The following is a 23,509-nucleotide window of genomic DNA, read 5'->3' as shown; positions in this document are numbered from 1 at the left end:
TTTCTCGTTATTCTTTTATCCACTTCAAGGTTTCGATTACTTTTTGATCAGAAATTATTTGGATAAAGTAAATTCCTTTTTTCAATTCTGAGACATTTATATTTTCTAGATCATTTGACTTAAGAACGGATTCTCCTGAAGAAGAAAATATTTCAACTGTATTTTCATAATTATCATCCTTTCCTAAAGTTGAAATATTAAGAAAATTTCTAGAAGGATTTGGTGATAGATAATATTTGGTAATATTAGATCTTGCAGGAGGGCATTCGCCAGGAGATTCATTATATCTCGCAAAATCGCTGTAGGTAACAACTTTTCCTGAAGGACAAGAAGATGTAAATGTTAGGTTGACAACAAGACCATCTCCAGGGATAGGTGAGCTTTGTACTTTTAAATTGCTGGTATTAGTAGGACCTATTATTTGTGTTGTATTATAGTTGTTCGTGATACTCCAACTGTAGGTGCCTGGTGCATCAGAGGGTAATAAAATAGCATTAAACTCTAAAATATCACCCATACAATACGGAATGGATATATCTTGTATCCAGGTTATTGAATCTGGTTCAACACAAGGAGGTTCAATAGCTACTGTATTACACGTACAGCAAGGTACTTGTCCATTTTTAAAACGCGTAACACAGACTTTTCCAGTTCCTTCATTTGTTCCCTGTACTTGGACCGAGGAAGAACTATTACTTCCAACAATTGACAACCCTCCGGTAACCGACCAGAAATAACTGCTACCGTTGGCCGAAGTTATACTGTAGGTTACACTTTGATTTTCCTCAATTGAACTTGGGCCATTTATTGAACATTTAGAGGTAGTTGATCCAATTTGGGCAACTGTGGTCATTGAAAAGAGGCAAACTAAATATGCTAATCTGCTCTTTTGTAGTTGATTTTTCATAATTATATGTTTTAATGTTAATTTAAATTTATGAATTAAAAATCCAAAATATCAGATTATGGTGTTAATTTAAGGTGAACAATTTTCAAGTCTGATTGTAATTTGATAATTAGAAATCAAATTGTTAAACTTTCCGGCTTATATTTTATATATGACTTATTACATTAATTGATGGCTATTACCGCAATTTATACGAAGTTCAATTTATGGCAGAAGAGGAGGTTTAACTACCCTTTGCCGCTTTAGCAGCTTCGGCTTGTTGGCGGGCTGCTTCCCATATTTCGTCATAGAATCCAATTTTAATCAGGATTATAATTATTAGTGCCATGACTGCTGCTAATAGAATTCCACCTACGATAAAGAAAATAAGTGTTTTGAGTACCATTTCAGCTTTACTTAGTTCAAATAGTCGTTTTAGTATATAAATGTGATAGATAAGATAGATTAGAGAGAAAACGGGACTGACCCACATATAAATATTTGGAGGTAATGCGAACGCTGCAAATACCGCACAGACATAGGTTATCATTGCGATATGCGAATAAGAATAAAGGTAAATAACAAAATGTTCGATATAATTATACCCTTTTCCTTTCCAAAAAACTACTTTCGAGATCAAGGCTAGAATAGGAATAGTTAAAAAAGAAACTACTGCGGTGTAATCGGTCATGAATTTGACCAAATTGGAAGTTGTTTCAATTTGCTTCTCCTTTAGTTCTTCAGGGCCGGTGTCGAAAAATTCTGATCCTGCAGTCATATAATCTGGAAAATAATTCAGTATAACCCATGAATATAAACCTGCGATAGTAGCTGAAATCGCAAAATAACTAAAGGCTGTCAAATACCGTTTTCTGGTTCCATTAATGTAGCTGCCGATCACATCTTCAGGCTTAATAAACATGGCGATAAACGTTTTTAAAAAGCTATTTTCCAAGTTGAGGAAACGATCGGCAAAATCTTCCCACAAATTCTTCGGGGTAATTCTAAAGTCAATATACCGCGCGCCACAGGCAGGGCAAAAATCAAATTGTTCTTGAAAAGTGGTGGAACAGTTCTTACAGCTTTTCATAATCTAGAAATGAATGATGTTGTAGTTGAATAAGATTTAATAATAATTGCTTTTATTCTCAAAATATGCTATTCTTATTTATTCACTAAAGTCTTGGCGAAGGAGGACTAGTTCATCAAGATAAATCAGTCTTTAGCTTTTCAATAAGTTGTTGAGTTGAGGTGTATGTTACAAATCGACCATTTTTAATGTAAGCGATTTGCCCCGTTTCTTCACTAACAATCAATGCGACTGCATCGGTTCGTTCTGTAATCCCAATAGCAGCTCTATGACGTAATCCAAAACGCGCAGGAATGTTTCGGTCGCTGGATAATGGAAGTACCACACGTGTAGCAGTAATTTTATTATCTTCTATGATCACGGCGCCATCATGCAGCGGACTATTTTTATAAAAGATGGCTTCTAGGATGGGTTGGTTTACTTCGGCATTCATGCTATCCCCTGTGTCTTTCACAAAATCCAATTTGGTATTGCGCTTAATGACCATTAAGGCTCCTGTCTTGGTTTGCGCCAGCTTTTCACAGGCTGAAATAATGATAGGGATGTTATTGATGGTTTCGGTTGCGCTGTTAAAGAATTTAAACGATTTAAAGAGTCCATCTTTTGAGGCAAGATTGGTGGAGCCAATCATGAGTAAAAACTTTCTAATCTCTTGTTGAAATACCACAATCAAAGCGAACATTCCTACACCGATGAATTCACCTAATACGCTACTCAACATCTGCATTTGAAGCAGTTGGGTAAGCTTCCAAATTAAATAAATGATGACAATCCCAATAAAAATATTGATCGCTGCTGTGCCTTTAACCAGCTTGTAGATGTAGTATAGCAACACCGCCACAAAGATGATGTCGATAATATCAAGAATTCTAAGTTCTAAAAAGTCCAAAGGCGGTTGGTTTGTGTAAAAATAGGTGGTTGCACACTCATATTCAAATATTGCTGATCAATTTAGCGCATTGAACGGCTTCATTGACATCGTGAACTCTTAAGATGGATGCTCCTCGATCCAAGGCTATGGCATTTAAGACGGTCGTGCCATTGAGGGCGTCATCTGGTGAGATATCAAGTGTCTTATATATGGTACTCTTTCGGGAGAGTCCAACAAGTAAAGGTAATTTTAATGCCTTAAAATAATCCAGGTATTTAAGCAGGTGAAAATTTTGTTCAATTGTTTTGGCAAATCCAAATCCCGGGTCAATGATGAGGTCGTTGATTCCCAGCTGAGTTGCTTTAGCCACTTTTTCAGAAAAATAATACATCATTTCCTTAAGCAAATCTTCATAATGGGTTAATTCCTTCATGGTTTGTGGGGTGCCCCGCATGTGCATCATAATATAAGGTACCTTATGTTTCGCTATGGTTTCCATCATGTGACCATCTAAATTTCCCGCAGAAATATCATTGATCATTGCGGCACCTGCTGCAATACATTCGGCAGCAACAGTGCTTCGAAACGTGTCTATGGAAAGTATGGCATTAGGAAAATAATCCTTGAGCATGGTAACAATAGGGACGATGCGTTTTAGTTCTTCATCTGCAGAGATATGATCTGCTCCCGGTCTGCTGCTGTATGCTCCTACATCAATAAATGTAGCACCCTCAAAGAGCATTCGATTGACTTGATGAATCATACTATTCTTATCCCTATACTTACCACCATCATAAAATGAATCTGGTGTAAGATTTAGAATCCCCATTATTTTAGGAGTTGTTAAATCGACTAACGTACCCGCGCAATTAATTGTCATGATAGGTCAAAATTCAATAGGAGTTCTGTTTTCTAACTGGTAAGCATTTTTTACCTTGCCAGTTCAGAAGTTTAAAAATTTTCCTGAAAAATACGTCTTTTATGCAAGATACCTCTCGTCAATATGATGCGGTGATTGAACAATGCAGAACCTTGTTTCAAAACAAAACCACCGATTATGGAACCGCATGGCGCATTTTACGCCTGCCATCCCTAACGGATCAGATATTTATCAAAGCACAACGCATTAGAGGTCTACAACAAAATAAAGAACAAAAAGTTGCCGAAGGAGCGGCGTCAGAATTTATTGGGATTATCAATTATTCTGTCATGGCGCTCATTCAACTGGAAAAAGGAATTGTGGAGAAACCCGATTTATCTGCTGAGGAAGCACTCTCATTATATGATGAAAAGATTACCAAAACCAAGCAACTTATGCTGGATAAAAATCATGATTATGGTGAAGCCTGGCGTGATATGCGAGTAAGTTCTTTGACAGACCTTATTTTGCAAAAGTTATTGCGTGTAAAACAAATTGAAGATAATCAGGGAAAAACTTTGGTGAGTGAGGGAATAGATGCTAATTATCAGGATATGATTAATTATGCGGTATTTGCAATGATTCACCTTGAAGCAGAAAAATAGGATATGAGGGGACTAGTCAATTTTGCAAGGCTTTTTGTTGGGGTGCTATTCATCTTTAGTGGATTCATCAAACTTAATGACCCTTTAGGTTTCTCTTACAAGCTACAGGAATATTTTAGCGCAGATGTATTGGGATTGGAGTTTTTAATTCCGTTTGCGCTAGCCATTGCCGTTGTACTGGTCATCTTTGAAATTTTAGTTGGGATTATGCTATTGCTAGGCTATGCTAAAAAGTTTACACTTATTAGTCTTTTGCTCATGATAGTCTTTTTCACCTTCTTAACATTTTTTTCGGCGTATTTTGAAAAAGTGACTGATTGTGGTTGCTTTGGGGACGCCATCCCCTTAACCCCTTGGCAATCCTTTTACAAAGACATTATTCTATTGGGGCTCATTGTGATATTGGTTGTAAAACAGAAGTACATCAACCCCATTTTAGTGCCTGCTTCTCATAAATGGATTGTTTTTGCAGCGACTATTCTATGCATGGCATTAGGCTATTACGTGTTGATGCATTTACCTGTGATTGATTTTAGAGCGTATAAAATAGGGTCTAATATTGCTGAAAATATGAAGGTGCCGCCAGATGCACAAGAAGCAATTTACGAATATGAGTGGACCTTTATGGTTGATGGCGAAGAAGAAGTGTTTACAACCAACGGGAGTTATCCCGAAGTGGATGGCGAGTTTATAGGAGTCGAAACTTTTTTAATTGAGGAAGGATATTTACCACCCATCAGGGATTTTTCTATTGAGAAAAATGGAGAACAATACACCGCAGCCTTTTTAGAAAAACCGAAGCTCTTATTGCTTTTAAGCTACGATCTCTCAAAAGCCGAAACTCCCGGATGGCCCGGCGTGGTGGAGCAGATCAATAATGCAAAGGCGTTGGAGTATGAGATCATTGGTTTAACTGCCTCTGGTCAGGAAGAGATAGATGTACTTAAGGAGCGCTATGACTTAGACATTACATTTTATGCTACAGATGAAAAAGTACTCAAAACCATGGTGCGTTCAAATCCTGCTTTAATGACGCTTGAACAGGGAACTGTGATGGATAAAGTACATTGGAATGATGCTGAGAAATTGAAATTATAGATTGATCAAATACATCACATATAAACTGGGCTACGCCTTACTTACCTTATTGGGAGTCGTTACGATCATCTTCTTTTTATTTACCATCTTACCCGGCGATCCCGCTCAAATGATGTTGGGACAAAATGAAAGCGAAGAGCAATTGCAGAAAGTCCGCGCAAAGTACGGGTTTGATCAACCTGTTTTTGTACAATATGGGTATTATCTCAATGACCTCTCGCCAATTTCGTTTCATTCGGCAGAGCAGGAGTCTTACACGTATTTGGATAGAGAAAAATACAATGCGATCCCACTATTTACTAGTTCAGGAACTACAGTTGCGTTAAAAATACCTTATTTAAGAGAGTCGTTTCAAAAAAAAGGAAAAAGTGTAACGGCAGTTATTGGCGATACCTTGCCCAATACAGCCTTACTCGCAGTAAGTGCTATTTGCGTAGCCATGGTATTGGGCGTATTGTTGGGCATTTTTTCGGCTTTATATAAAGATCAATGGATTGATCGCTTGATTCAGTTGGTAAGTACGCTTGGGATGAGTCTTCCGTCATTCTTTAGTGCCATTTTATTTGCCTGGCTTTTTGGATATGTATTGCATGAATATACACAGCTGAATATGACTGGGAGTTTATATGAATTAGATGATTTTGGTGAAGAGAATCAGCTTCGGCTTAAAAATTTAATATTGCCTGCGATTGTATTAGGGATTCGACCATTAGCCGTGGTCTCTCAATTAATGCGAAATTCCTTACTCGAGGTATTACAGCAGGATTACATTCGCACAGCCAGAGCAAAAGGCCTATCAAAAGCTAGAATCATACAGCGTCATGCTTTAAAAAATGCATTGAATCCTGTGATTACAGCGATTTCAGGATGGTTTGCCTCTATGTTGGCCGGAGCGGTATTTGTAGAGTATATTTTTGGGTGGAATGGCTTGGGGAAGGAAATCGTTGATGCGCTAAATAATCTGGACTTACCTATTATTATGGGTGCTGTGCTTGTGATAGCAACCATGTTTATTTTAATTAATATCTTAGTAGATATCATCTATGGCTGGCTTGATCCCAGGATACGAGTATAGTTCCTTTAATAAAGAATTAAATTTAGTCTAATTTTAAAAGATACCCGCTTTCGCGGGCAATATTATGAGAAAGAAAATTGTTGCCGGAAACTGGAAAATGAATACTAACCTTTCTGAAGCAGATGTTCTAACTACTGCCTTAATGAAAGGATACGATAGGAAAGAAAATACGGAGGTCGTCATTGCCCCACCTTTTACACACTTATACCATTTATATGAACTCACTCGTACAACGAATATTGAAGTAGCGGCTCAAAATATGCATCAGGCAAGTAAAGGAGCATACACGGGAGAGATTTCGGCAGATATGTTAAAGAGTGTAGGAATAAAAACGGTGATTTTAGGTCATAGTGAACGTCGTGCTTATTTTCATGAAGGAGATCAACTCTTGGCCGAAAAAGTTTCAGCAGCCTTAAAAGAAGAGATGAAGGTAATTTTTTGCTTTGGTGAGGAGCTGGAAGATCGACAAAAGAAAACCCATTTTAATCTAGTTGAGTCGCAGCTTAAAGAAGGCTTATTTCATATCGCCATAGATGATTGGCAGAACATTGTATTGGCCTATGAACCCGTATGGGCGATCGGTACGGGAGAAACAGCCTCACCAGAACAAGCGCAGGAGATGCACGCTTTTATTAGAAAAACTATTGCCGAAGCTTACGATCAAACCATTGCAGACCACGTTTCTATTTTGTACGGTGGCAGTGTAAAGCCTGCAAATGCCAAAGAAATCTTTTCAAAACCAGATGTGGATGGCGGACTTATAGGTGGGGCATCTTTAAAGGCTGAAGATTTTTTAGCTATTATCGCTGCAATATAATGAGTATAACCTATCACGCCTATCAGTTTACCGTCAAAGCTCTAGGTGAATTACCAAGTTCTATTGGAGTGGACATTCTTATTGCGCAATTGGGAGAAACCGGCTTTGAAAGCTTTATTGAAACAGATGATGGAGTCACGGGATATATTAATGCCGAAGAGATTCACGAGAGCCTACTGGATGAGGTGCACATTTTAAGCTCACCAGATTTCTCCATATTTCAAACTACTGAAGCCATTGAACAAGTCAATTGGAACAAGGAATGGGAAAATAATATTGATCCTATAGTGGTTGACGATATATGCACAGTGCGTGCGCCATTTAACAATATTCCCACAACGAAATATGATATTGTGATCGAACCTAAAATGTCTTTTGGTACAGGTCACCATGCTACAACTCATATGATGATTCAACATATATTAAAGGATTCTTGGCAGGATAAGCGTGTATTGGATATGGGTAGTGGTACCGGAGTTTTAGCTATTCTAGCTGAAATGAAAGGAGCCACATCCATCAAAGCCATTGATATCGATACATGGTGCTATGAAAATGCACTAGAAAATATAGAGCGTAATAACTGTAAGAATATTACCGCTATTCAAGGAGATGTAGATCTTATTGAAAACGACACCTATAATACAATCATTGCGAATATTAATCGCAATATTTTACTTGAACAGATTCCGGTGTATTCAAAAACGCTAATTACAAGAGGAACACTTTATCTAAGTGGATTTTATGAAGCAGATTTGGAGCTTATGAATGAAGCTTGTTTAAAAGATGGACTGCATTATGATGAACATTTGGTAAAAGAAGATTGGGTTGCTGTTAAATTTTCAAAAAGAAATGGTTAGTTAAACATTCTTACCTAATTTTATTTCATTGTTCGATATTTAATCTATAGTTATGAGTGTACAGGAAGATGTTTTAGAAGAGATATCCATTAAAGAGAAAGCAATTGATCAACATGAAATTGTGGTCTACAACGATGATTTCAACACCTTTGATCATGTTATCAATACACTCATAGATACGTGTGAGCATGATGCCATCCAGGCAGAGCAGTGTACCTTACTCATTCACTACAAAGGCAAATGCGCTGTAAAAACGGGAGATTTTGAAGATCTTAAGCCGCGTTGCACTAAAATCTTGGAAGCAGGAATTAATGCAGAGATCGTCTAGTTTTAATCTGTTGATTTTCAATTAATTACTTTATTTAAAATGTTAAATTATCTATGAAAAGATAAATTTTAACGCTTAAATACATTTTTATATACAATTAGTGTCTAATTTTATTCACGACAATATTGTCATAACACTAATCACAATAATATGAAAATGATTAATGTAAAAGCAGTACTCAGCTGCTTGGCGTTATCCGCCATCGTTATGTCTTGTTCTAAAGACGAAGTAAATGAGAACCAAGATGAGATCAACGCCTTAGAGAAGGAAGTCTCTCAGGATATCAAAACCATGATTGATGACATTGGTCTCAATCAGGATTTTGTAAAATATGATACCTTTTATTATCCAGATGGCTCTAGTGAAGAGCGCCTAATGGTTGAAGAAGATGTTTTCATGACCGAAACTGAATTACAAGCCTTTCATAAAGAGCATGGAGTTCAAGAAGGGGGTAGGCAATATAGTACTACGCCTTTAGTAAGTCAGGGAAGAAATATAAGTATCATAGGATTCACCGGGGGTGGAGGTCAAGGACTATCCAGTAAAGAGCGAACTGCGTTACAATGGGCGGTGAATAATTATAACCGTCTTAGCGGGGTCTCAATAAGCTTTACGTTAACTTTTGGTACAGACTGGCAAAGTAAGGACATGGTCGTATACCGCAATCCTAACCAATCCGGTTCTGGTGGTAGTGCTGGTTTCCCAAGTAATGGAAATCCTTTTAAGTTTGTGCAGATCTACGGTTTAGGTAATCTTGACACCAATGTCATTGAGCATGTAATCACTCACGAAGTGGGACACTCTGTAGGATTTAGACATACAGACTGGTTTAGTCGTCAAAGCTGTGGTCAAAATGTGAATGAAGGCGGGGACGTTAATTATATTCCCGGTACACCAAATGGTTTTGACCCAACTTCGGTAATGCTAGCTTGTTTTAGTAACAATGAAGATGGAGAGTTTAACAATAATGATATTATTGCCTTACAATTCCTGTATTAGACTTCTCATTTCAATGTTGATGTTAAAGCCCGTTGGAACAAACGGGCTTTTTTTATTTTACATCAAAAAGAATGACATTCCTTCAATAATTCTCTCTTTTTTCGTTACTTAGAGTTCCATACTAACTTTATCAACTCATGCCTACTTTACTTGATTTTGATTATTCCTCTTTAACTGAAACTTCAATCCACATAGCACAATCCTATGCAAAAGAATTTCATCAAAAAGAATATAATGCAGCCCATCTTTTACGTGCTTTGCTGCACAAAGATATAGGATTGAGTAGGTTATTAGATGCTGTTGATGCCGATCCATTTTATATAGAAGAGTGGTGTGAAGTTCGTATTGAAAATCTCCCTAAGGCAGCCGCAATTCCAGATGAGATCAAGGGAGACAAAAGTATTGAAGCCGTATTTAACGAAGCCGATACCCTAAGATTAAAACTAGGTGAAGATCAGATTACTCCGGCGGCGTTGCTCATAGCACTGCTGATGCCCGGAGTGGGTTTTTCATATGAACAATTAAAAACCCTACCGCTCAAGGCGGAAGATGTTCTTCACGCATCTCAAAAAAAGCAAGGGGCTAAACGCCCTATTTCAACTACTACTACATCAAACGGATTTTCTGGTAGCGTTTCTTCTGAAGCTGCTGCAGATATGAGCATATTAGAAGAATACTGTATTGACTTATCAGCAAAAGCTACTGCCGGTGAGCTTGGGCAGGTATTTAGCAGAGAAGGAGAGCTAAAAATGATGACAGAAATTTTGGGGCGATATACAAAACCTAATGTATTAGTTACGGGAGATCCAGGGGTAGGCAAAACAGTATTGATTGAAGGTTTCGTTCAAAAAATAGCCAATGATAGCGTGCCTAATTCTCTCAAAGGAGCTCAGGTCTATGCCTTGGACCTCATTCATTTAGTCTCTGGCGCTAGTTACAAAAGCGAAATTGAAGACCGTTTTAAAAAGATCATTATTGCATTAAAACAATTTGATAAACCTGTATTGTGCATTGATGAATTACACACTCTTACCGAAAAAAACAGTGGCAACCAGGGATTAGTAAATATTCTAAAATCAGAACTGGTTAAGGGTGCGGTAACATTTATCGCCACAGCTACGAATGATGGATATCGCAAGCACATCGAACCAGATGATGGATTATCAAGACGCTTTGAACGTGTTAATTTGGATGAACCCGACCATGCAGCAGCTTTAGATATGGTGAGCAACGCGATAAAAGAATACAGCGCTCATCACGATCTGGATATAGAGGAAGAAACCATCGTAGAGGCGATACGTTTATCAAAGCGTTTCAATAAAGATCGCAGTTTGCCGGATTCTGCTATTGATCTTGTGGACAGAACGATGTCTGCAACCCGATATATGCTAGAAACCACTTTGGGTCAGATTGAAAAAATTGAAGACGAAATAAAAGAGGTTTCAAACATAAAAGAGAAGGAGAAAAAAGAACAAAAGCTTCAGCAATTATTCAGCGGAATAAAAAACCGCTTAAGTTACCTCTTATTTACCGTACTTAAGGAAGAAGATACCATTGACGGATTGAAAACTTTTCCGAAGCAAAAGAAAAAATTCAGTGAAATTTTAAGCTTACTTAAAAAGAAGGCGAAAGAGAAAAAAACACGTGTAATCAAGCAGGATGTTGCCGCTACAATAGCTAATAAAACCGGTATTCCGGTAGGTAAGCTACAGGCAGATGAGAAAGAGCGATTGCTTAAAATGGATGAGCATCTTAAACGTCGTGTCATTGGGCAGGATCATGCTATTACGACAATTACTGAAGCCGTGCTGGAGTCCAGATCGGGATTAAGCAAACCCGGTTTACCCATTGGTTCATTTTTCTTTACCGGGCCTACTGGAACAGGTAAAACTGAATTGGCAAAGTCGCTGGCAGAGTTTTTATTTCAAACCGAAGAATCTATCATAAGGTTTGACATGTCAGAATTTAAAGAAGAGCATTCTGCTGCACTGTTATATGGAGCACCACCGGGATACGTGGGGTATGAAGAAGGAGGACTACTGGTGAATAAAATTAGGCAAAAGCCTTACTCCATTGTATTATTTGATGAAATTGAAAAAGCGCATCCCTCTGTTTTTGATATTTTTCTTCAAATTTTGGATGAAGGAAAACTCAATGATCGCCTGGGTAAGACGGGAGATTTTTCAAATGCGGTTATTCTATTTACCTCTAATATAGGGAGTGAACATGTCGTAAAATCATTTACCGGAGGCGAAATTCCAAGATCTGCTGATCTTATGGAATTAATGGGAAGACATTTTAGACCAGAGTTTTTAGGACGTTTGACAGAAATTGTGCCGTTTGCGCCTATTACTAAAGAAAACGTGATTAAAATCTTTATAATTCAACTCCGTGATCTTGAAAAAGCACTTGAAAAACAAGATATTTCATTAGAGTTGTCTAAAAAGGCGCAGGAATTCTTAGCCCACAAGGGCTTTACTCCTAAATACGGGGCACGACCTTTACGCGGAGTAATACGAACAGAATTACGATCTCCACTCTCGCGTATGCTAATTACCGGTAAACTGGATAAAGGAAAGGTGGTCAATGTAGGAGTGAAAAATAATGAATTAACGTGGAATTTTAAGAATAAGTAAGATCGCGCGTAAATTTTAGTATATTTATATCTTTATAATCATAATGCGCTACAACTATGAGCAATACATACGGATTAGGAGGAACTGAGGTAAAAACTGATGCTTCAGAAGCGATTCTGGAAATCGGTCAAAATAAAACCCTGGTGGTTCAAAAGCTTACGCATGATCAACCGGTTAAACCAAATATCGTATCTGGTTTAACTTCGATTGATGATGTTTTTGATCATTATAAACCCGAAGTAGAAGTCGATTTTGAGGATCAGTATGGAGTAGAGAGTAAAGAAAAACTTTCTTTTTCCAACTTAGGTGACTTTGGTAAAAAGGGAATTATCAATCAGAGTAAGTATCTTAATGACCTGGATACAGAAAAAGAACAATACCTAAAAGTGGTCAAGCAACTCAAGTCGAATAAAATCTTGAAAACAGCTCTTGCAGATCCCGAAGCAAAAGAAGCCCTTTTAAAATCTATTCAATCCCTTTTAGTTGAACTTAAACAACAAGGATAATCCTCACTAAGCTATGGCAGCAAAACAAGCAAAAGAACAACAGTTTAATATTGAAAACCCTGCAAAAGAATTAAAGGTCAATGAGGAAAAACTGGCCAAATACGGTGGGTTTGATTTGTTAGAAGCGTGTATCGACGATGTTCAAAACATGAACCCTGATCGAAAAGCGCGTAAGAAAATATTCTTAACAGAATCTGCAAAAAAACAGGAGCGCGCCAAATTGGCTAAAACCCTGGAGATATGGAATTCAATATTATCATCATCTGATGATATATCTGCAATGGCAGAAGAATCAGAAAAGAAATCAATTAGTGCGGGCAAATCTCTGGCTAAAAATTTAGGAGCCGCATTAGAGCAAACCAGAGAGTTAGAACAATCGTATAGATCTGTTGCGCTTTTCTTTAAGAATACAGAATCCCAAAAGATAAAGAATGTACGTATTCTAAATGCAGAACTTGAACAGCTCAAAGACTTGGATAACACGCGTTTTATTGATGCTGTTGAAGAAGAGTTAGTACAAGGATACGATCGATTGGATTTACGTGATAATTATGGTATTCTAGTGGTACCGGGTTACTTAGGTTCTAACAAAGTAGTTGAGAAATGGGCAAAGATCGCTCATGAAAATAAGGTGATGCTGATTACTGATTTTGAACATTTGGATGAGCCAGATGATGTGATGGAAATGTTTGAAGCCGCAAACTTGACCGGTGGAGATAAATATCGAAGTAATGTCATCATGGCATGTAACTGGCTGGTAGGTCGTGGTAAGCATGATGAGGTAGGAGAAGAGGATGACCTCTTTGTTCCACCTTCAAGTGCACTTGCAGGTAAGATATATAAGACCTTAATGTCTCAGGTAACTGCCGGTAAGAAATTTGGGGGAATGAATGAGGTTGACGGCGTACGTTTTGATCTTAAGAAAAGTGAGATCGCACAGCTTGAAAAGCTTGGTTTAGTACCTATGGTGAATGAATATGGCAAAGTCATGGCATTTTCTGCAAAGACGTTATTCAATGGAGATAACCTAGGACTTCAGACCTATTCTGTGGTGCGTGTATTTGATTATGTGACTAAGGTATTAATGGATTTCTTAAACCGAAGAGCCTTTGAAAACTTCAACGCCAGAACCCGAAAAGAGCTTATGGGTCAAATTGTCAAATTTTTAGATGAAATAACCGGTCCGGATCAATTGATCGAGGACTTCTCTATTAAGCGTTTTGAGCAAGATCCTAATCAAAAGGATCGTATCTTTTTAGATATTCACATGAAGCCTTATTTTCCGGCCAAGAACTTTATGATTAAAATGGATGGTCAAAAAGGAGATGATGGTACTGATTGGGACTCTGAATATGAGCAGCAGTAATTCGTCAACGTAGAACTTAGCGCTAGATATATCCCCTCAAGAAATTGAGGGTTTTTTAGTTGGATGTATTGATGCACGCATATTGTAATTTGTTTTTCAATGTGAATAATTAAAAGCTAGCGTAACGGTGCAGGATAGAAAGCCTGTCAAGTTTAGATAAGAAATAGGGTCATCATCATGCAGGAGTGAATTAGCCTTCACTTTTGATGTATTCCTTCCCGGTCAAATGAATAAAGCCTATTTCTCCATTTGATTTCTCAAAAGGAGCTAGGCTATACTCAAAGTTTCCCAAAGAGCTGTATGGAGTACCATTTGTAATTCCGTAATATCCGTATTGATTATTTTTCATGACTTTAATCGGAAAGGTGTTCTGGAAAACATTGTCATATCTGGTTATTTTACCGTCGTCCCAGATACCATAGCTATTATCGTAGTGTATTACGATAATTTCTGAAGCTCTGGTGTTATCATCATATTGAAGTGTTCTTGTCTCATTCAAAAAACAAATATCCTTAATCCCTTTTGAATTTAGTGAAGCAATCACTTTTTTGTCTTTATCTTTTGGGAGGGAAGTAAAACCTTCTGCTTTCTTAATGACGTACGTATCATCTATTTTTTCTATCGTTAGTAAATATGTTCCCACATTACCACATACGAAGTAGGTTTCTGGTTCTGGTGGTGAAGTAAGAAGCTTTAAGTTATAGTCGTAATATTCTATTTCTGTACTATGATTTAATGCTTGAAAACCACCATTAATTTGTCCGAAATAGTGTAAATCTTTCAATAAGGTTTGCCCTTTTTTATCTTTAAGGATGTACAGCTGTGTATGTTTATTTTTAAAAAGTTCATACGTATAGACAACTCCTGCAAATACTAAACTATCATTATTCACTAGACTGGCGCTATGCGTTTTCGTACGATTAAAATCTAGGTCGACGGTTTTGTTATTAAAGCTAGTATGGAGAAATACTAATCCTAGAAAAAGAGTTATTAATAAAGTTTTCATATCGTTTTAATTAAAAACGTACAAGAAAGATACGAAAACTATATAAGCTTGGTAAAGCCACTGTATTCTCCCAAATATAACTCCATATAAGAGGGTGAGTGTAGTAATTTTGTGATAGGAAGAGTATGTAACTTTCTTTCCAAAGTCTAGCATAAAGTCCAGTTTTTTGAGTTGAGACATCTTCATTCTGGGTCATATCAGATAGCATAAACCGCTCTCCTTTTAGTTTGAGTTTTACTCTCTTAAATTGAAATTCACCACCCCCCAATTGCCTTTCTTTCTTTTTGTTGCTCTTTTGTAGCTTCAGGTGTGGGGATGTTACTTGGGTATAAAGGTTTAGGGAATCCTTCGGCTTTACGACGTTCATAATCCTGTTGGCGAAATTCATCAAAGGCAGAGCCGGGAGGTAAGGGTCTGTTTTTATCCATGTACCAGGTGATAAAACTCATGCTTTCATAACAATCTCCGGCCAATTCAAATGGGTCCGGACCTCCTTTAGGACGTACTGCCTGTAGTTGAAATGCTCCCACCATATTATCTCCACCTGTAGAATATGAGAAAAGCATATCCTCAAATGGCATGGTAATATTCTTAGCCCAAAAAAAGCCTGTTATAGTGATTAAGCCGTCCCGTTGATTAAGTATCTGCTCTTTATGTGGCATTGTAAAATAGTAGATGATAAAAAAAATCAGGATACTTGAAAAAAGGATGGTAAGAAATAAATATCCTCCTTCTAAAGGATTATTTCTGGCATGTCTCAACATTATTAGTAAAAATACAAATGCTATACCACCAAAAATTAAAAGACTACCAAATTTATCATGTTTGTAATTAATAAAATTATTATCAACATAGTTATTTTTAGATTTTTTTACTACTCCATCTTTATACTTAAGAATATCATCAGAGTAAATTTTTTTATCGACTATCGAACTTAATTTACCTCGTTTTGAATCAATTTTTTGGGTTAGTTTACTATAGTCCTTATAGGTATGGGTAATTTTTCTAGTAAAATCTTTTTTTACCATATAAAAGATTTTTTTAATTCATCCATGGGAGCAATTTTTATGTTTTCATCCTGTGAAAGATCAGTAAAAATATTGAAATCCTTAAGTTTTATTTTTGCCCCTAGCCAACGTTCACGTCCATTTTGATGATATGGAAAAAAAGATTGTTGATGTTCATCAATCTTAATTCTAACGGCAAAAACAGCCTCTGAATTGCTATAAATTTCATTTTTATGCTGATTAGGAATATTAAATTTAACTTGCAAAGCTTCTCGTTGGTTATCCTTAATTTTTTTGACTGAACCAAGATTCATTTTTATTGGATTGTCATTACGCACTCCCCTGGAATAAAACCAAGCTTGTGTTTCTACTTGAGCCGGATTACTAAAAAATTGAGTAAAAACCATTGTCGCATTAAAAGATGTAGCTTTTTCATATGAAGCGGGCATAGCACTCATTGAGGGTAAAATTACAGTTTCTTGATCTAATGGTTCAAAAGCAATTTGTTGGCATACGGTTAAATCAAATAGTTTTATCTGAGCGTCCAAAGGATTCATAAGAGTATCCTGAAATGATGCAGCGGTAAGTAAAGCACGATTATCAAGTATGGAATCAACGTATTGCATGGGTGTAGAATGAGCCGGTTTTGAGAAATCTTCTTTATCGCACAGGATAAAATTCTTAAAAAATGTTTCTAGTTCTGTGTCAGTTAGCAGCGCTGCAATTAGTAGCAGACCTACTCCTACGGCCGCGATACATCCGATACCCCTTAAAAATGGCAGCCCCGGCTCCTAAAAACAGAAAGCCTACTGCCACCTCATTAAACAATACCTCCTCGTTCCTATCCTGACTGTAATTATAAAGTGCTTTGGCCGTTAGTAGGCACCCTGCTACCTCTAGTGCGACCTCAGTAACTGCAACAGCGGTACTGAGCGCGGTCCTAGCATTGGCAACAGCGGCTACCGCCATACCTCCAGTCACCGCGATTAAAGCTACGGCTGCCATCACCAGAGCCATCTTGCTCAAGTTTCTTTAAAAACCCGATTCCTAGGTAAAGTAGATGTAGGGCCCAATTAAAATTTCCAGGAAGAGGTATGTATGAAAATAAAAATTGTCTTAGAATGTTCTAATATTCAAAGAATATCATCACCTAATAAAAAACGGCTCTTCTTTGTTTTAAGGTATTCCTGTTTTGCGCTCAGAACGCGATTCTTGTGAACATCAAATGATTCCTCAAAATCAAAATTTCTAAAGTCTTTACATTGAAGAATCGGCTCAAAAAATTTCGTAATCAACTGCAAGTAAATGAAGAATTTTCTTTCTCTTGTGAGGCGTGCATTTTTGAATCCTTGGCTTTTATCTTCTTGGGAATACTCAATTGGAGAATGCTTATAATTTAATATGACCTTATTTTTTTCCGCTTTTGAAAAGTTAGATAATAATACGTCAATGTTACTTGATGCAGTGGCCTCGTTCGAATAAAAATCTATATATATGACATTTTCTACCTCCATAGCAAAAATCTCGATAAATAAACATTTTTTGAATAAATAGTGTATTTGTTCTTGTTGATAATGAACAAAATTATATTTCTTCATGAATTGAACAGCCTCTTTTGATTTGAGTAGATATGATATATCAGCGTATTTCATTTAAAACCAAGATTTGATAGTATTCCATTCAGAAGCTGATAGGTTTACCGGTTTGTAATTTTGTTGAACAAGATATTGTACTTCTTCTGCAAACATTCCCTTGAGGCTACCAAATTCGTCCATTAGTTGAAGAGGGTTAGTAGGTTTGGTCGCTAGAATTATATCATCCCCTCTATTTATTGCACCTTCTAACCAAGGTTTATTATACAATTCAAAAAAAGTATCAGGATCGTAAAGATGATCCGGTACATTTAAAAAATTAAAGCCACCTTTATTTTCTGCCACTTCTCCTAAAGCCGTACCCACATTTATATCTTCCGGTAGCATACTGGGTTTGATATGTTCCATATCACCTGCCCAACGCCCCAGAATGGTTGTTATTTTATAAGGATTTGCGACCAGTTGGCTACCGCTAGTTGGAACAAAATTATCAACACTTCTTACTGCATCTTCAGCTAGTTCATCTCCGCCACGTACAGCACCTTCTGCTAATTCATCTGCAGAACGCGCAGCCCTGTACATCTTAAAGCCCTTCGCAATTGCAGCCCCGGCTCCCAAAAATAAAAAGCCTAAAGCAACCTCTTTAAATAAGGCTTCAATGTCTATATCTCAGTGCTAATATTAGACTTTTTAATATTGAAATTCTTAGACTAGATTTTAAATCATACCTTAAAATTTAGTCGGATTTTTTTTAAATATTACCAAGTAAAAAGCTCAAATGCATTTACTCCATTTTTTGGATAGTAAATTCTATTCTTGAATTCCATAGGTGAATCTGTCTCTATTTTAATGTGATTTTTACTAAAATCAATTTTCTTAAAATTTTTAATAATCAACTTACCTTCTTCAAAATGTAAATATAACTCGTCTTCTTTCTGAGTAATATCTACTAAATTTAAAATGGTATCACAGGTTTTTCGAGAAATGAGCCATATATAGAAATTGCACCTTTGTCAGGTGTCTCCCCATTTTAAAATGCCTGTATAATATTATGTTTTGACATAGTTTATGGTACAAAGTTTGGAAATAGGTTACTATTTTCTTTCTAAACATACTTTTTCAGATGGTTAAGTCTATAATTTACTTATTTAAATCTGATTATTTTATCATTTGTATAGTATATTTAATACTTTCTATAGTTTGTTATATTTCATTAAACTATTTATACTAAAAGATTTTGAAAGCATCTGAGAGTATTCTGGATTTTTACTTATGGTTTTTTGGGCATATTTATTTAAGCTTATATGAGTTAAATTTCTATCCTCTGGCTCATTAAATAAATTCTCCTGTAACCGTTCAGCTGATTGTATATGTCTTTAGAGCCAACATTTAATTCATTAGGGAATCGAATCATTTTTGTTTCAGCTTTAGTTTTCTCAAGGGCGTCCCAAGCTTTTGATTTTTCAGCTGTAAATTTAGATTCCTCAAGTACTACCTTAAAGTCTTTTTTCTCACAATAATCTAAAATTTCCTTCTTCAACTGATCCTTTTCTATTGGTGGAACAGAATCTTTACTATTTTGATATTTTAAAGTGTCGAAATAAGCTAGGAAACTATTAACTAAAAGTTCTCCTTTGATAACATAATTCTTATTTTTTGTTATCACGCTGATTTGAGATGAAGTTCCTGAAATATTTTCTATCATCTTGTAAAATTATTTTTTCTATTTCAGTTACTGGATCTATTGTTGTGATTTTGACGACATTTGGATTATTGATTTGAAGGTGTAGGCTTCCATATTTTTAAAGGATTCATGAAAAGATGAAATATTTACCAATTTGAGATTAGAACCAAGATTTAGTTGTGTTTCATTTTTCTTAGAAAGGTTTACTCGAAATTATTCTGCTCTTTTTAAAAATTTAATTATCTGATAATATTAAGTATTAGTGAAATTTATATTTAAAGTGTTTTATTAAAATTATAAATAAAATCTTCTATTCATTCAAATCATCAATTAAAAATCGTGAATTTTTTCTTTTATTAATTAATTTGAAGTCTATTAAAATATAAGGTCTAATATTCCTCGGATCGTATTCATAACTAAAGTCTCCCCATAAAATATCTTCTTTTAATTTCTTCATAAAACATTTTATTATGATTAATCCTATCATCTTTTAGATTATTATATTCTAGCCAATTGGTTGCATTTGAATGTTTCTCTATTGTAATAAAATCTATGATCTTATCTGTAAAGACAAATGATATATTAGCTAAAGAAGTTTTAATAACATATTCTTTTCTGTTTGGTAAATCACTCAAAATATTGAACTGATGATCACTATCTTTAAGCTCCAACTCAAACTCATTCAACGTTTTATTTTCATCGAAGGATAAATCTAATACATTAATCTTTTTCTTGTTTAGGGTTATCATGATAATACTAATCCAACAAAAACCTACTTTTTCTTGATTGATTTAAACCTTGCTCATCAAAGGTGTTCTTTAAATCGTCACGTATTAATATTACAAACTTTCTGATTTTTTCTTCATCATTTAAAAGAAATGGGTAAAGTTCGTACTTAGACTCTTCTGTAATAGTGTCGTAAGAAATTTCTTCTAAATCGCCTAAATATTGTTCGTTAAGCTTTATTTTAGATGAAAGACGCCAAGGAATATCTAGAGGACTAAAGGATGCGTGGAATTTAATATAATCCTCTTCACCATCGTCAAATTCTACATTTAAACTTGTAGCTCCATCGCTAGAATCTATATTGACCTCTGACCAATACTGATTTACCAATTTTGTTAATTGCTCAATTAATTGATTTCTCAAATATTCAATCTTTATCATTTTCAAAAAATTATACCTAATTCCATATTGTAAAAAATACTTTCAGAGTTAACTCCTGTGGGATAGCCCATATCTAAAACTTCAAAACCTTCTTCTATTAATTTATCAGCCCATTGTTTGTTAGCTTTATACATAACTGTATTGTGCAAGTCAGAGTCAATTATCCAACCTTTTTCATTTCTCGAATATTTCGACAAATCATTAAAATCATCAGCTAGGTCTTGCCAAGTATGTGCTTTTCCATCTATATCAAAAGTCTTTCCTGCTTGATAAGTATCATTAAATACTTCAACTTGTTTTCCTTGTGAAGATAATTCTTCTGCAACTGTATTCACGTGACCATCCATTTTTCTTCCTATGATCGCTGTTTTTCCATTATTTCCCTGTCTTATTTGTTTTATAGGTTTTCCAGCTATTTCATCTCCAATGCGAAATGAACTTTCAACAAAGTTATCTGAGTTCTTTAATGTGCCTTCAGCCAATTCATCCCCACTTCTTACAGCTCCCTCACCCAACTCCAACGCTTCATCAGCAGCCTTGGCCACTCTTGCACCGCGATACATTCTATAGCCCTTCGCAATTGCAGCCCCAGCTCCCAAAAATAAAAAGCCTAAAGCCACCTCTTTAAATAGGGCCTCTTCGTCTCCATCTTGAGAATAATCATACAATGCTTTAATAGTCAATGCACAGCCGGCTACTTCTAAAACAGCCACTGTAACGGCTACCGTGGTAGCAAGAGCTCCTGTGGCTGCTGCAGCTGCCCCAATGGCGGCAATTGCCATACCCCCGGTTACGACAATTAACGCCACGGCTGCCACCACCAATGCGACCTTGCCTAGGGTTTCCCAAAAACCAGAAGGTTCTTCGGTACAAGCTGCCTTGGCTTCTTCCAGCGAATAAAAAATTTCAATTTTTCCTCCTATACCACAGGGTAATACAGAGTCTTCTAATAGCGGATTAAAATTGCCTACAAAAATACCATCTTCAAATCCCTGCCAGGCAATAGGAGCTGGTGCACAAGCACTCCCGCTTACTGCACAGGTGCCAAAAGGCATTACATTTACACTGGGGACAAAATCCCCGGTATTGGCCACGGGTTCTTCAAACAAAAAGGCATTGTTATTATTGGTGATTTTAAATTCTTGAGGTACGGTGCCTTTGTCACAAGCAAGATAGGTACCCTGGGGAACATATTTTTTCTTACTCATAGCGGTCAATTTCTACAAGTTTCTGTTCACTCTCGGTCATGTAAAAACCGGGAATTTTTACTTTGACGTTTTGATCTGCTTTCTCCAGCCAGCCGTACTGATCAAAATAAAGGTGTTCTACATAAAATACATTAAGCTCTACCTTTAGATTAATCTTATCCTTTATGCCGCGTACCATTTTATTCAATAAGAGTTGATCAAGTCGGTCTTTTGCTAATTGACCCTTACCCTTAAGAACGAGTTTTCGGGTTAAACGATCGTATTTTTCAACAATGTATGTAATGTTAAGTGGTAGAGGTTGTAGTACAAGAAATTTATTTAAATCTCTTTTGACTTCAATGGGTTCTTTGTTTGAATAACTGCGATAGGCACCGCTAAACAAAAAATATAAAGCACCTTGCTCAGTCATCTCACGAACAAATGATCCATTTTGAAGATTTTCTTCTACCGTATGTATTGTTGCAGCAACTTGTGCACTTTCTTCTTTTGAAGATTCCTTTTTCCAGCGTTTCTTTAGCACATGCCACTTATCAAATACCTCTTCTTTATTTATGATTGCTTCCAAATAACCTAACTCATTTGTATATACTCCTATGTTAGATATCAGACTGTTCAGGTCTTTAGCAAGCTTTTCAGTGGCGCTTTCTGCTCCATAGGTTTCAGAATGCGTAATAACCCGAAAGATATCACCTTGCCCAAAGGGTTTTTTACTAATATATTCTTTTTCAACCATGGTCTCTGAAGAGTTTTTCATCATTAACTTCTCCGTCGCTACAATAGACCGTGCGTTGTGTTTATATAATTTTCCCTTTGTGATATAGGTCTCAAGTTCCAGCTGATGCTCCATCTTTACCCTTTGTTGACGTGAACTTCTCCTCCTGTAAGTTTACTGGTGGATTTACCGTGCATCGCAAGTTCATTACCTGAGAGAATATCTACTTTATCATTGCCCACAATATTTGCAGTCGTTTTGGCTTTTAGCTTCACGGTGGCATCATGACTTCGCATATCGACATCTTGTTTTCCGCTAATTTGAACTTTCGCTTCTTTACTGTGCATCCCTACATCTTGTTTTGCATCTATTGCAATAGACGCCTCCTCAGACTGCATGGTAATTCCATTTTTTGCTTTAATATCAATAGTATCTGCCATTAGTGATAAATTACCGGGAGCAGTAATGCTAATGTTTGATCCTTTTGTATCTAATAGAATTTTATTGCCACTTTGATCCGTAATGGTAATAAACTCACCTCCTTTGGTATCATTGAGTTCTATGGTGTGCCCGCTTCGGGTTCTGATGGCTTTAACGTCATTAGTTCCTGTTTTCCATCCTGCGGGATTACTGCTGCCGTTGTAAAGTGCTCCCATCACGTAGGGACGTTCTGCATTACCCCCTTCAAAACCAATGAGCACTTCTTCACCGGTCTCTGGAATAAAGTGAAAGCCTTTTTCTCCTCCTGCATGTGGGGTCATCACCCGTAACCAGGGCGTTACTTCTCCCTGTGGCTTTTGCCATGGAAACTGTACTTTGATCCGTCCCAGCCCGTCTGGATCAGCATTATCCATTACAACAGCCACCTGACTGTTGCTTTTTGGATATGCCATCACATTGGTCATGGGATAAGTATCTGCCGCGGCATCGATCCCTTCAAAGCTATTGAGGTAGGTGCCATTCTCTGTGGCAGTGTGGGTAACCTTGGTGATTCTAAAACTCCCCGGAGTGATTCCCTGCCCGGTTACTTTGATGATCTGCCCCAGGCTTACCCCGGGATTATCACTCACCCCTTTCACA

Annotated in this window: 26 protein-coding genes; 10 read left to right on the top strand and 16 right to left on the bottom strand. The window is 36.6% G+C overall.

Going from position 1 to position 23,509, the window contains the following annotated elements; all coding sequences use genetic code 11:
- Positions 1 to 7: 7 nt before the first annotated feature.
- From ABD000_RS13245 to folP, 4 genes are all read right to left on the bottom strand, one after another.
- Positions 8 to 907 (bottom strand): T9SS type A sorting domain-containing protein, encoded by a 900-nt coding sequence (locus ABD000_RS13245; RefSeq protein ID WP_343768484.1) that lies wholly within the window; start codon positions 905 to 907, stop codon positions 8 to 10.
- Between the two features lie 223 nt (positions 908 to 1,130).
- The gene (locus ABD000_RS13240) at positions 1,131 to 1,976 is read right to left on the bottom strand and encodes a DUF3667 domain-containing protein (protein WP_343768482.1); all 846 of its coding nucleotides are present in this window, start codon (positions 1,974 to 1,976) and stop codon (positions 1,131 to 1,133) included.
- Between the two features lie 115 nt (positions 1,977 to 2,091).
- A complete protein-coding gene (cdaA, locus tag ABD000_RS13235; protein ID WP_343768480.1) occupies positions 2,092 to 2,865 on the bottom strand; it encodes a diadenylate cyclase CdaA in 774 nt (257 codons plus the stop codon).
- 43 nt (positions 2,866 to 2,908) lie between these two features.
- Entirely contained in the window at positions 2,909 to 3,727 is an 819-nt protein-coding gene (gene folP, locus ABD000_RS13230; protein ID WP_343768477.1) for a dihydropteroate synthase, read from the bottom strand.
- 101 nt (positions 3,728 to 3,828) lie between these two features.
- Here folP and ABD000_RS13225 point away from each other — a divergent pair, with 101 nt between their 5' ends.
- The 10 genes from ABD000_RS13225 to ABD000_RS13180 all read left to right on the top strand — a co-directional run bounded on the left by ABD000_RS13225 (position 3,829) and on the right by ABD000_RS13180 (position 14,053).
- Positions 3,829 to 4,371, top strand: a complete 543-nt coding sequence (locus ABD000_RS13225) for a DUF1599 domain-containing protein (RefSeq protein ID WP_343768475.1) — start codon at positions 3,829 to 3,831, stop codon at positions 4,369 to 4,371.
- A gap of 3 nt (positions 4,372 to 4,374) precedes the next feature.
- On the top strand, positions 4,375 to 5,469 hold the full coding sequence (locus tag ABD000_RS13220) for a BT_3928 family protein (protein ID WP_343768473.1): 1,095 nt from the start codon (positions 4,375 to 4,377) through the stop codon (positions 5,467 to 5,469).
- 1 nt (position 5,470) lies between these two features.
- Positions 5,471 to 6,544: an ABC transporter permease gene (locus ABD000_RS13215; protein WP_343768472.1), complete on the top strand. Its 1,074-nt coding sequence runs from the start codon at positions 5,471 to 5,473 to the stop codon at positions 6,542 to 6,544.
- A 64-nt stretch (positions 6,545 to 6,608) separates the two neighbouring features.
- Positions 6,609 to 7,361, top strand: a complete 753-nt coding sequence (tpiA, locus tag ABD000_RS13210) for a triose-phosphate isomerase (protein ID WP_343768470.1) — start codon at positions 6,609 to 6,611, stop codon at positions 7,359 to 7,361.
- Positions 7,361 to 8,218 carry a 50S ribosomal protein L11 methyltransferase gene (prmA, locus tag ABD000_RS13205; protein ID WP_343768468.1) on the top strand — a complete coding sequence of 286 codons (858 nt, stop codon included), beginning with the start codon at positions 7,361 to 7,363 and terminating at the stop codon, positions 8,216 to 8,218. The genes tpiA and prmA overlap by 1 nt, the downstream gene beginning before the upstream one ends.
- Positions 8,219 to 8,270: 52 nt before the next feature.
- Positions 8,271 to 8,546 carry an ATP-dependent Clp protease adaptor ClpS gene (locus ABD000_RS13200; protein ID WP_343768465.1) on the top strand — a complete coding sequence of 92 codons (276 nt, stop codon included), beginning with the start codon at positions 8,271 to 8,273 and terminating at the stop codon, positions 8,544 to 8,546.
- 150 nt (positions 8,547 to 8,696) lie between these two features.
- The gene (locus tag ABD000_RS13195) at positions 8,697 to 9,545 is read left to right on the top strand and encodes a M57 family metalloprotease (RefSeq protein ID WP_343768463.1); all 849 of its coding nucleotides are present in this window, start codon (positions 8,697 to 8,699) and stop codon (positions 9,543 to 9,545) included.
- Between the two features lie 137 nt (positions 9,546 to 9,682).
- Entirely contained in the window at positions 9,683 to 12,181 is a 2,499-nt protein-coding gene (locus ABD000_RS13190; protein WP_343768460.1) for an ATP-dependent Clp protease ATP-binding subunit, read from the top strand.
- Between the two features lie 56 nt (positions 12,182 to 12,237).
- Positions 12,238 to 12,687, top strand: coding sequence for a hypothetical protein (locus ABD000_RS13185; protein WP_343768458.1), 450 nt, complete (start codon positions 12,238 to 12,240; stop codon positions 12,685 to 12,687).
- Between the two features lie 13 nt (positions 12,688 to 12,700).
- A complete protein-coding gene (locus ABD000_RS13180; RefSeq protein WP_343768456.1) occupies positions 12,701 to 14,053 on the top strand; it encodes a DUF5458 family protein in 1,353 nt (450 codons plus the stop codon).
- Positions 14,054 to 14,243: 190 nt separating this feature from the next.
- Here the strand turns inward: ABD000_RS13180 and ABD000_RS13175 are convergent, their stop codons facing one another.
- The 12 genes from ABD000_RS13175 to ABD000_RS13120 all read right to left on the bottom strand — a co-directional run.
- Positions 14,244 to 15,059, bottom strand: a complete 816-nt coding sequence (locus ABD000_RS13175; protein WP_343768454.1) for a hypothetical protein — start codon at positions 15,057 to 15,059, stop codon at positions 14,244 to 14,246.
- 254 nt (positions 15,060 to 15,313) lie between these two features.
- Complete coding sequence (locus ABD000_RS13170) at positions 15,314 to 16,087, bottom strand: hypothetical protein (RefSeq protein WP_343768452.1); 774 nt, start codon at positions 16,085 to 16,087, stop codon at positions 15,314 to 15,316.
- On the bottom strand, positions 16,081 to 16,692 hold the full coding sequence (locus ABD000_RS13165; protein WP_343768450.1) for a hypothetical protein: 612 nt from the start codon (positions 16,690 to 16,692) through the stop codon (positions 16,081 to 16,083). The genes ABD000_RS13170 and ABD000_RS13165 overlap by 7 nt, the downstream gene beginning before the upstream one ends.
- 79 nt (positions 16,693 to 16,771) lie before the next feature.
- A complete protein-coding gene (locus tag ABD000_RS13160; protein ID WP_343768447.1) occupies positions 16,772 to 17,083 on the bottom strand; it encodes a hypothetical protein in 312 nt (103 codons plus the stop codon).
- A 116-nt stretch (positions 17,084 to 17,199) separates the two neighbouring features.
- A complete protein-coding gene (locus tag ABD000_RS13155; RefSeq protein WP_343768445.1) occupies positions 17,200 to 17,718 on the bottom strand; it encodes a hypothetical protein in 519 nt (172 codons plus the stop codon).
- Positions 17,719 to 18,240 carry a hypothetical protein gene (locus tag ABD000_RS13150; RefSeq protein WP_343768443.1) on the bottom strand — a complete coding sequence of 174 codons (522 nt, stop codon included), beginning with the start codon at positions 18,238 to 18,240 and terminating at the stop codon, positions 17,719 to 17,721. It abuts the gene before it with no gap.
- Positions 18,241 to 18,967: 727 nt separating this feature from the next.
- Positions 18,968 to 19,363 carry a hypothetical protein gene (locus tag ABD000_RS13145; protein ID WP_343768440.1) on the bottom strand — a complete coding sequence of 132 codons (396 nt, stop codon included), beginning with the start codon at positions 19,361 to 19,363 and terminating at the stop codon, positions 18,968 to 18,970.
- Positions 19,364 to 19,758: 395 nt separating this feature from the next.
- Complete coding sequence (locus ABD000_RS13140) at positions 19,759 to 20,091, bottom strand: hypothetical protein (protein ID WP_343768438.1); 333 nt, start codon at positions 20,089 to 20,091, stop codon at positions 19,759 to 19,761.
- Positions 20,092 to 20,098: 7 nt separating this feature from the next.
- A complete protein-coding gene (locus ABD000_RS13135; protein ID WP_343768436.1) occupies positions 20,099 to 20,509 on the bottom strand; it encodes a hypothetical protein in 411 nt (136 codons plus the stop codon).
- A gap of 2 nt (positions 20,510 to 20,511) precedes the next feature.
- Positions 20,512 to 21,717 carry a DUF4280 domain-containing protein gene (locus ABD000_RS13130; protein WP_343768433.1) on the bottom strand — a complete coding sequence of 402 codons (1,206 nt, stop codon included), beginning with the start codon at positions 21,715 to 21,717 and terminating at the stop codon, positions 20,512 to 20,514.
- On the bottom strand, positions 21,710 to 22,564 hold the full coding sequence (locus ABD000_RS13125) for a hypothetical protein (RefSeq protein WP_343768431.1): 855 nt from the start codon (positions 22,562 to 22,564) through the stop codon (positions 21,710 to 21,712). Before ABD000_RS13125 ends, ABD000_RS13130 begins: the two co-directional genes overlap by 8 nt.
- 2 nt (positions 22,565 to 22,566) lie before the next feature.
- On the bottom strand, positions 22,567 to 23,509 hold a 943-nt coding region (locus tag ABD000_RS13120), incomplete at its 5' end, for a phage baseplate assembly protein V (protein WP_343768428.1).

The sequence above is a fragment of the Gangjinia marincola genome (assembly GCF_039523415.1).
Lineage (GTDB): Bacteria > Bacteroidota > Bacteroidia > Flavobacteriales > Flavobacteriaceae > Gangjinia > Gangjinia marincola.
This window is presented reverse-complemented; position numbering and strand designations above follow the sequence as displayed.

What these genes read in the sequence shown, in the direction of transcription:
- ABD000_RS13155 (WP_343768445.1), bottom strand. Translation starts at nt 17,718, where the DNA reads ATGAAATACGCTGATATATCATATCTACTCAAATCAAAAGAGGCTGTT.
- ABD000_RS13150 (WP_343768443.1), bottom strand. Translation starts at nt 18,240, where the DNA reads ATGTACAGGGCTGCGCGTTCTGCAGATGAATTAGCAGAAGGTGCTGTA.
- ABD000_RS13185 (WP_343768458.1), top strand. Translation starts at nt 12,238, where the DNA reads ATGAGCAATACATACGGATTAGGAGGAACTGAGGTAAAAACTGATGCT.
- ABD000_RS13190 (WP_343768460.1), top strand. Translation starts at nt 9,683, where the DNA reads ATGCCTACTTTACTTGATTTTGATTATTCCTCTTTAACTGAAACTTCA.
- ABD000_RS13245 (WP_343768484.1), bottom strand. Translation starts at nt 907, where the DNA reads ATGAAAAATCAACTACAAAAGAGCAGATTAGCATATTTAGTTTGCCTC.
- ABD000_RS13160 (WP_343768447.1), bottom strand. Translation starts at nt 17,083, where the DNA reads ATGGCTCTGGTGATGGCAGCCGTAGCTTTAATCGCGGTGACTGGAGGT.
- ABD000_RS13200 (WP_343768465.1), top strand. Translation starts at nt 8,271, where the DNA reads ATGAGTGTACAGGAAGATGTTTTAGAAGAGATATCCATTAAAGAGAAA.
- ABD000_RS13165 (WP_343768450.1), bottom strand. Translation starts at nt 16,692, where the DNA reads ATGCAATACGTTGATTCCATACTTGATAATCGTGCTTTACTTACCGCT.
- prmA (WP_343768468.1), top strand. Translation starts at nt 7,361, where the DNA reads ATGAGTATAACCTATCACGCCTATCAGTTTACCGTCAAAGCTCTAGGT.
- ABD000_RS13225 (WP_343768475.1), top strand. Translation starts at nt 3,829, where the DNA reads ATGCAAGATACCTCTCGTCAATATGATGCGGTGATTGAACAATGCAGA.
- ABD000_RS13145 (WP_343768440.1), bottom strand. Translation starts at nt 19,363, where the DNA reads ATGATAGAAAATATTTCAGGAACTTCATCTCAAATCAGCGTGATAACA.
- ABD000_RS13135 (WP_343768436.1), bottom strand. Translation starts at nt 20,509, where the DNA reads ATGATAAAGATTGAATATTTGAGAAATCAATTAATTGAGCAATTAACA.
- ABD000_RS13170 (WP_343768452.1), bottom strand. Translation starts at nt 16,087, where the DNA reads ATGGTAAAAAAAGATTTTACTAGAAAAATTACCCATACCTATAAGGAC.
- tpiA (WP_343768470.1), top strand. Translation starts at nt 6,609, where the DNA reads ATGAGAAAGAAAATTGTTGCCGGAAACTGGAAAATGAATACTAACCTT.
- ABD000_RS13220 (WP_343768473.1), top strand. Translation starts at nt 4,375, where the DNA reads ATGAGGGGACTAGTCAATTTTGCAAGGCTTTTTGTTGGGGTGCTATTC.
- ABD000_RS13240 (WP_343768482.1), bottom strand. Translation starts at nt 1,976, where the DNA reads ATGAAAAGCTGTAAGAACTGTTCCACCACTTTTCAAGAACAATTTGAT.
- ABD000_RS13130 (WP_343768433.1), bottom strand. Translation starts at nt 21,717, where the DNA reads ATGAGTAAGAAAAAATATGTTCCCCAGGGTACCTATCTTGCTTGTGAC.
- ABD000_RS13125 (WP_343768431.1), bottom strand. Translation starts at nt 22,564, where the DNA reads ATGGAGCATCAGCTGGAACTTGAGACCTATATCACAAAGGGAAAATTA.
- ABD000_RS13140 (WP_343768438.1), bottom strand. Translation starts at nt 20,091, where the DNA reads ATGATAACCCTAAACAAGAAAAAGATTAATGTATTAGATTTATCCTTC.
- ABD000_RS13175 (WP_343768454.1), bottom strand. Translation starts at nt 15,059, where the DNA reads ATGAAAACTTTATTAATAACTCTTTTTCTAGGATTAGTATTTCTCCAT.
- ABD000_RS13195 (WP_343768463.1), top strand. Translation starts at nt 8,697, where the DNA reads ATGAAAATGATTAATGTAAAAGCAGTACTCAGCTGCTTGGCGTTATCC.
- ABD000_RS13180 (WP_343768456.1), top strand. Translation starts at nt 12,701, where the DNA reads ATGGCAGCAAAACAAGCAAAAGAACAACAGTTTAATATTGAAAACCCT.
- folP (WP_343768477.1), bottom strand. Translation starts at nt 3,727, where the DNA reads ATGACAATTAATTGCGCGGGTACGTTAGTCGATTTAACAACTCCTAAA.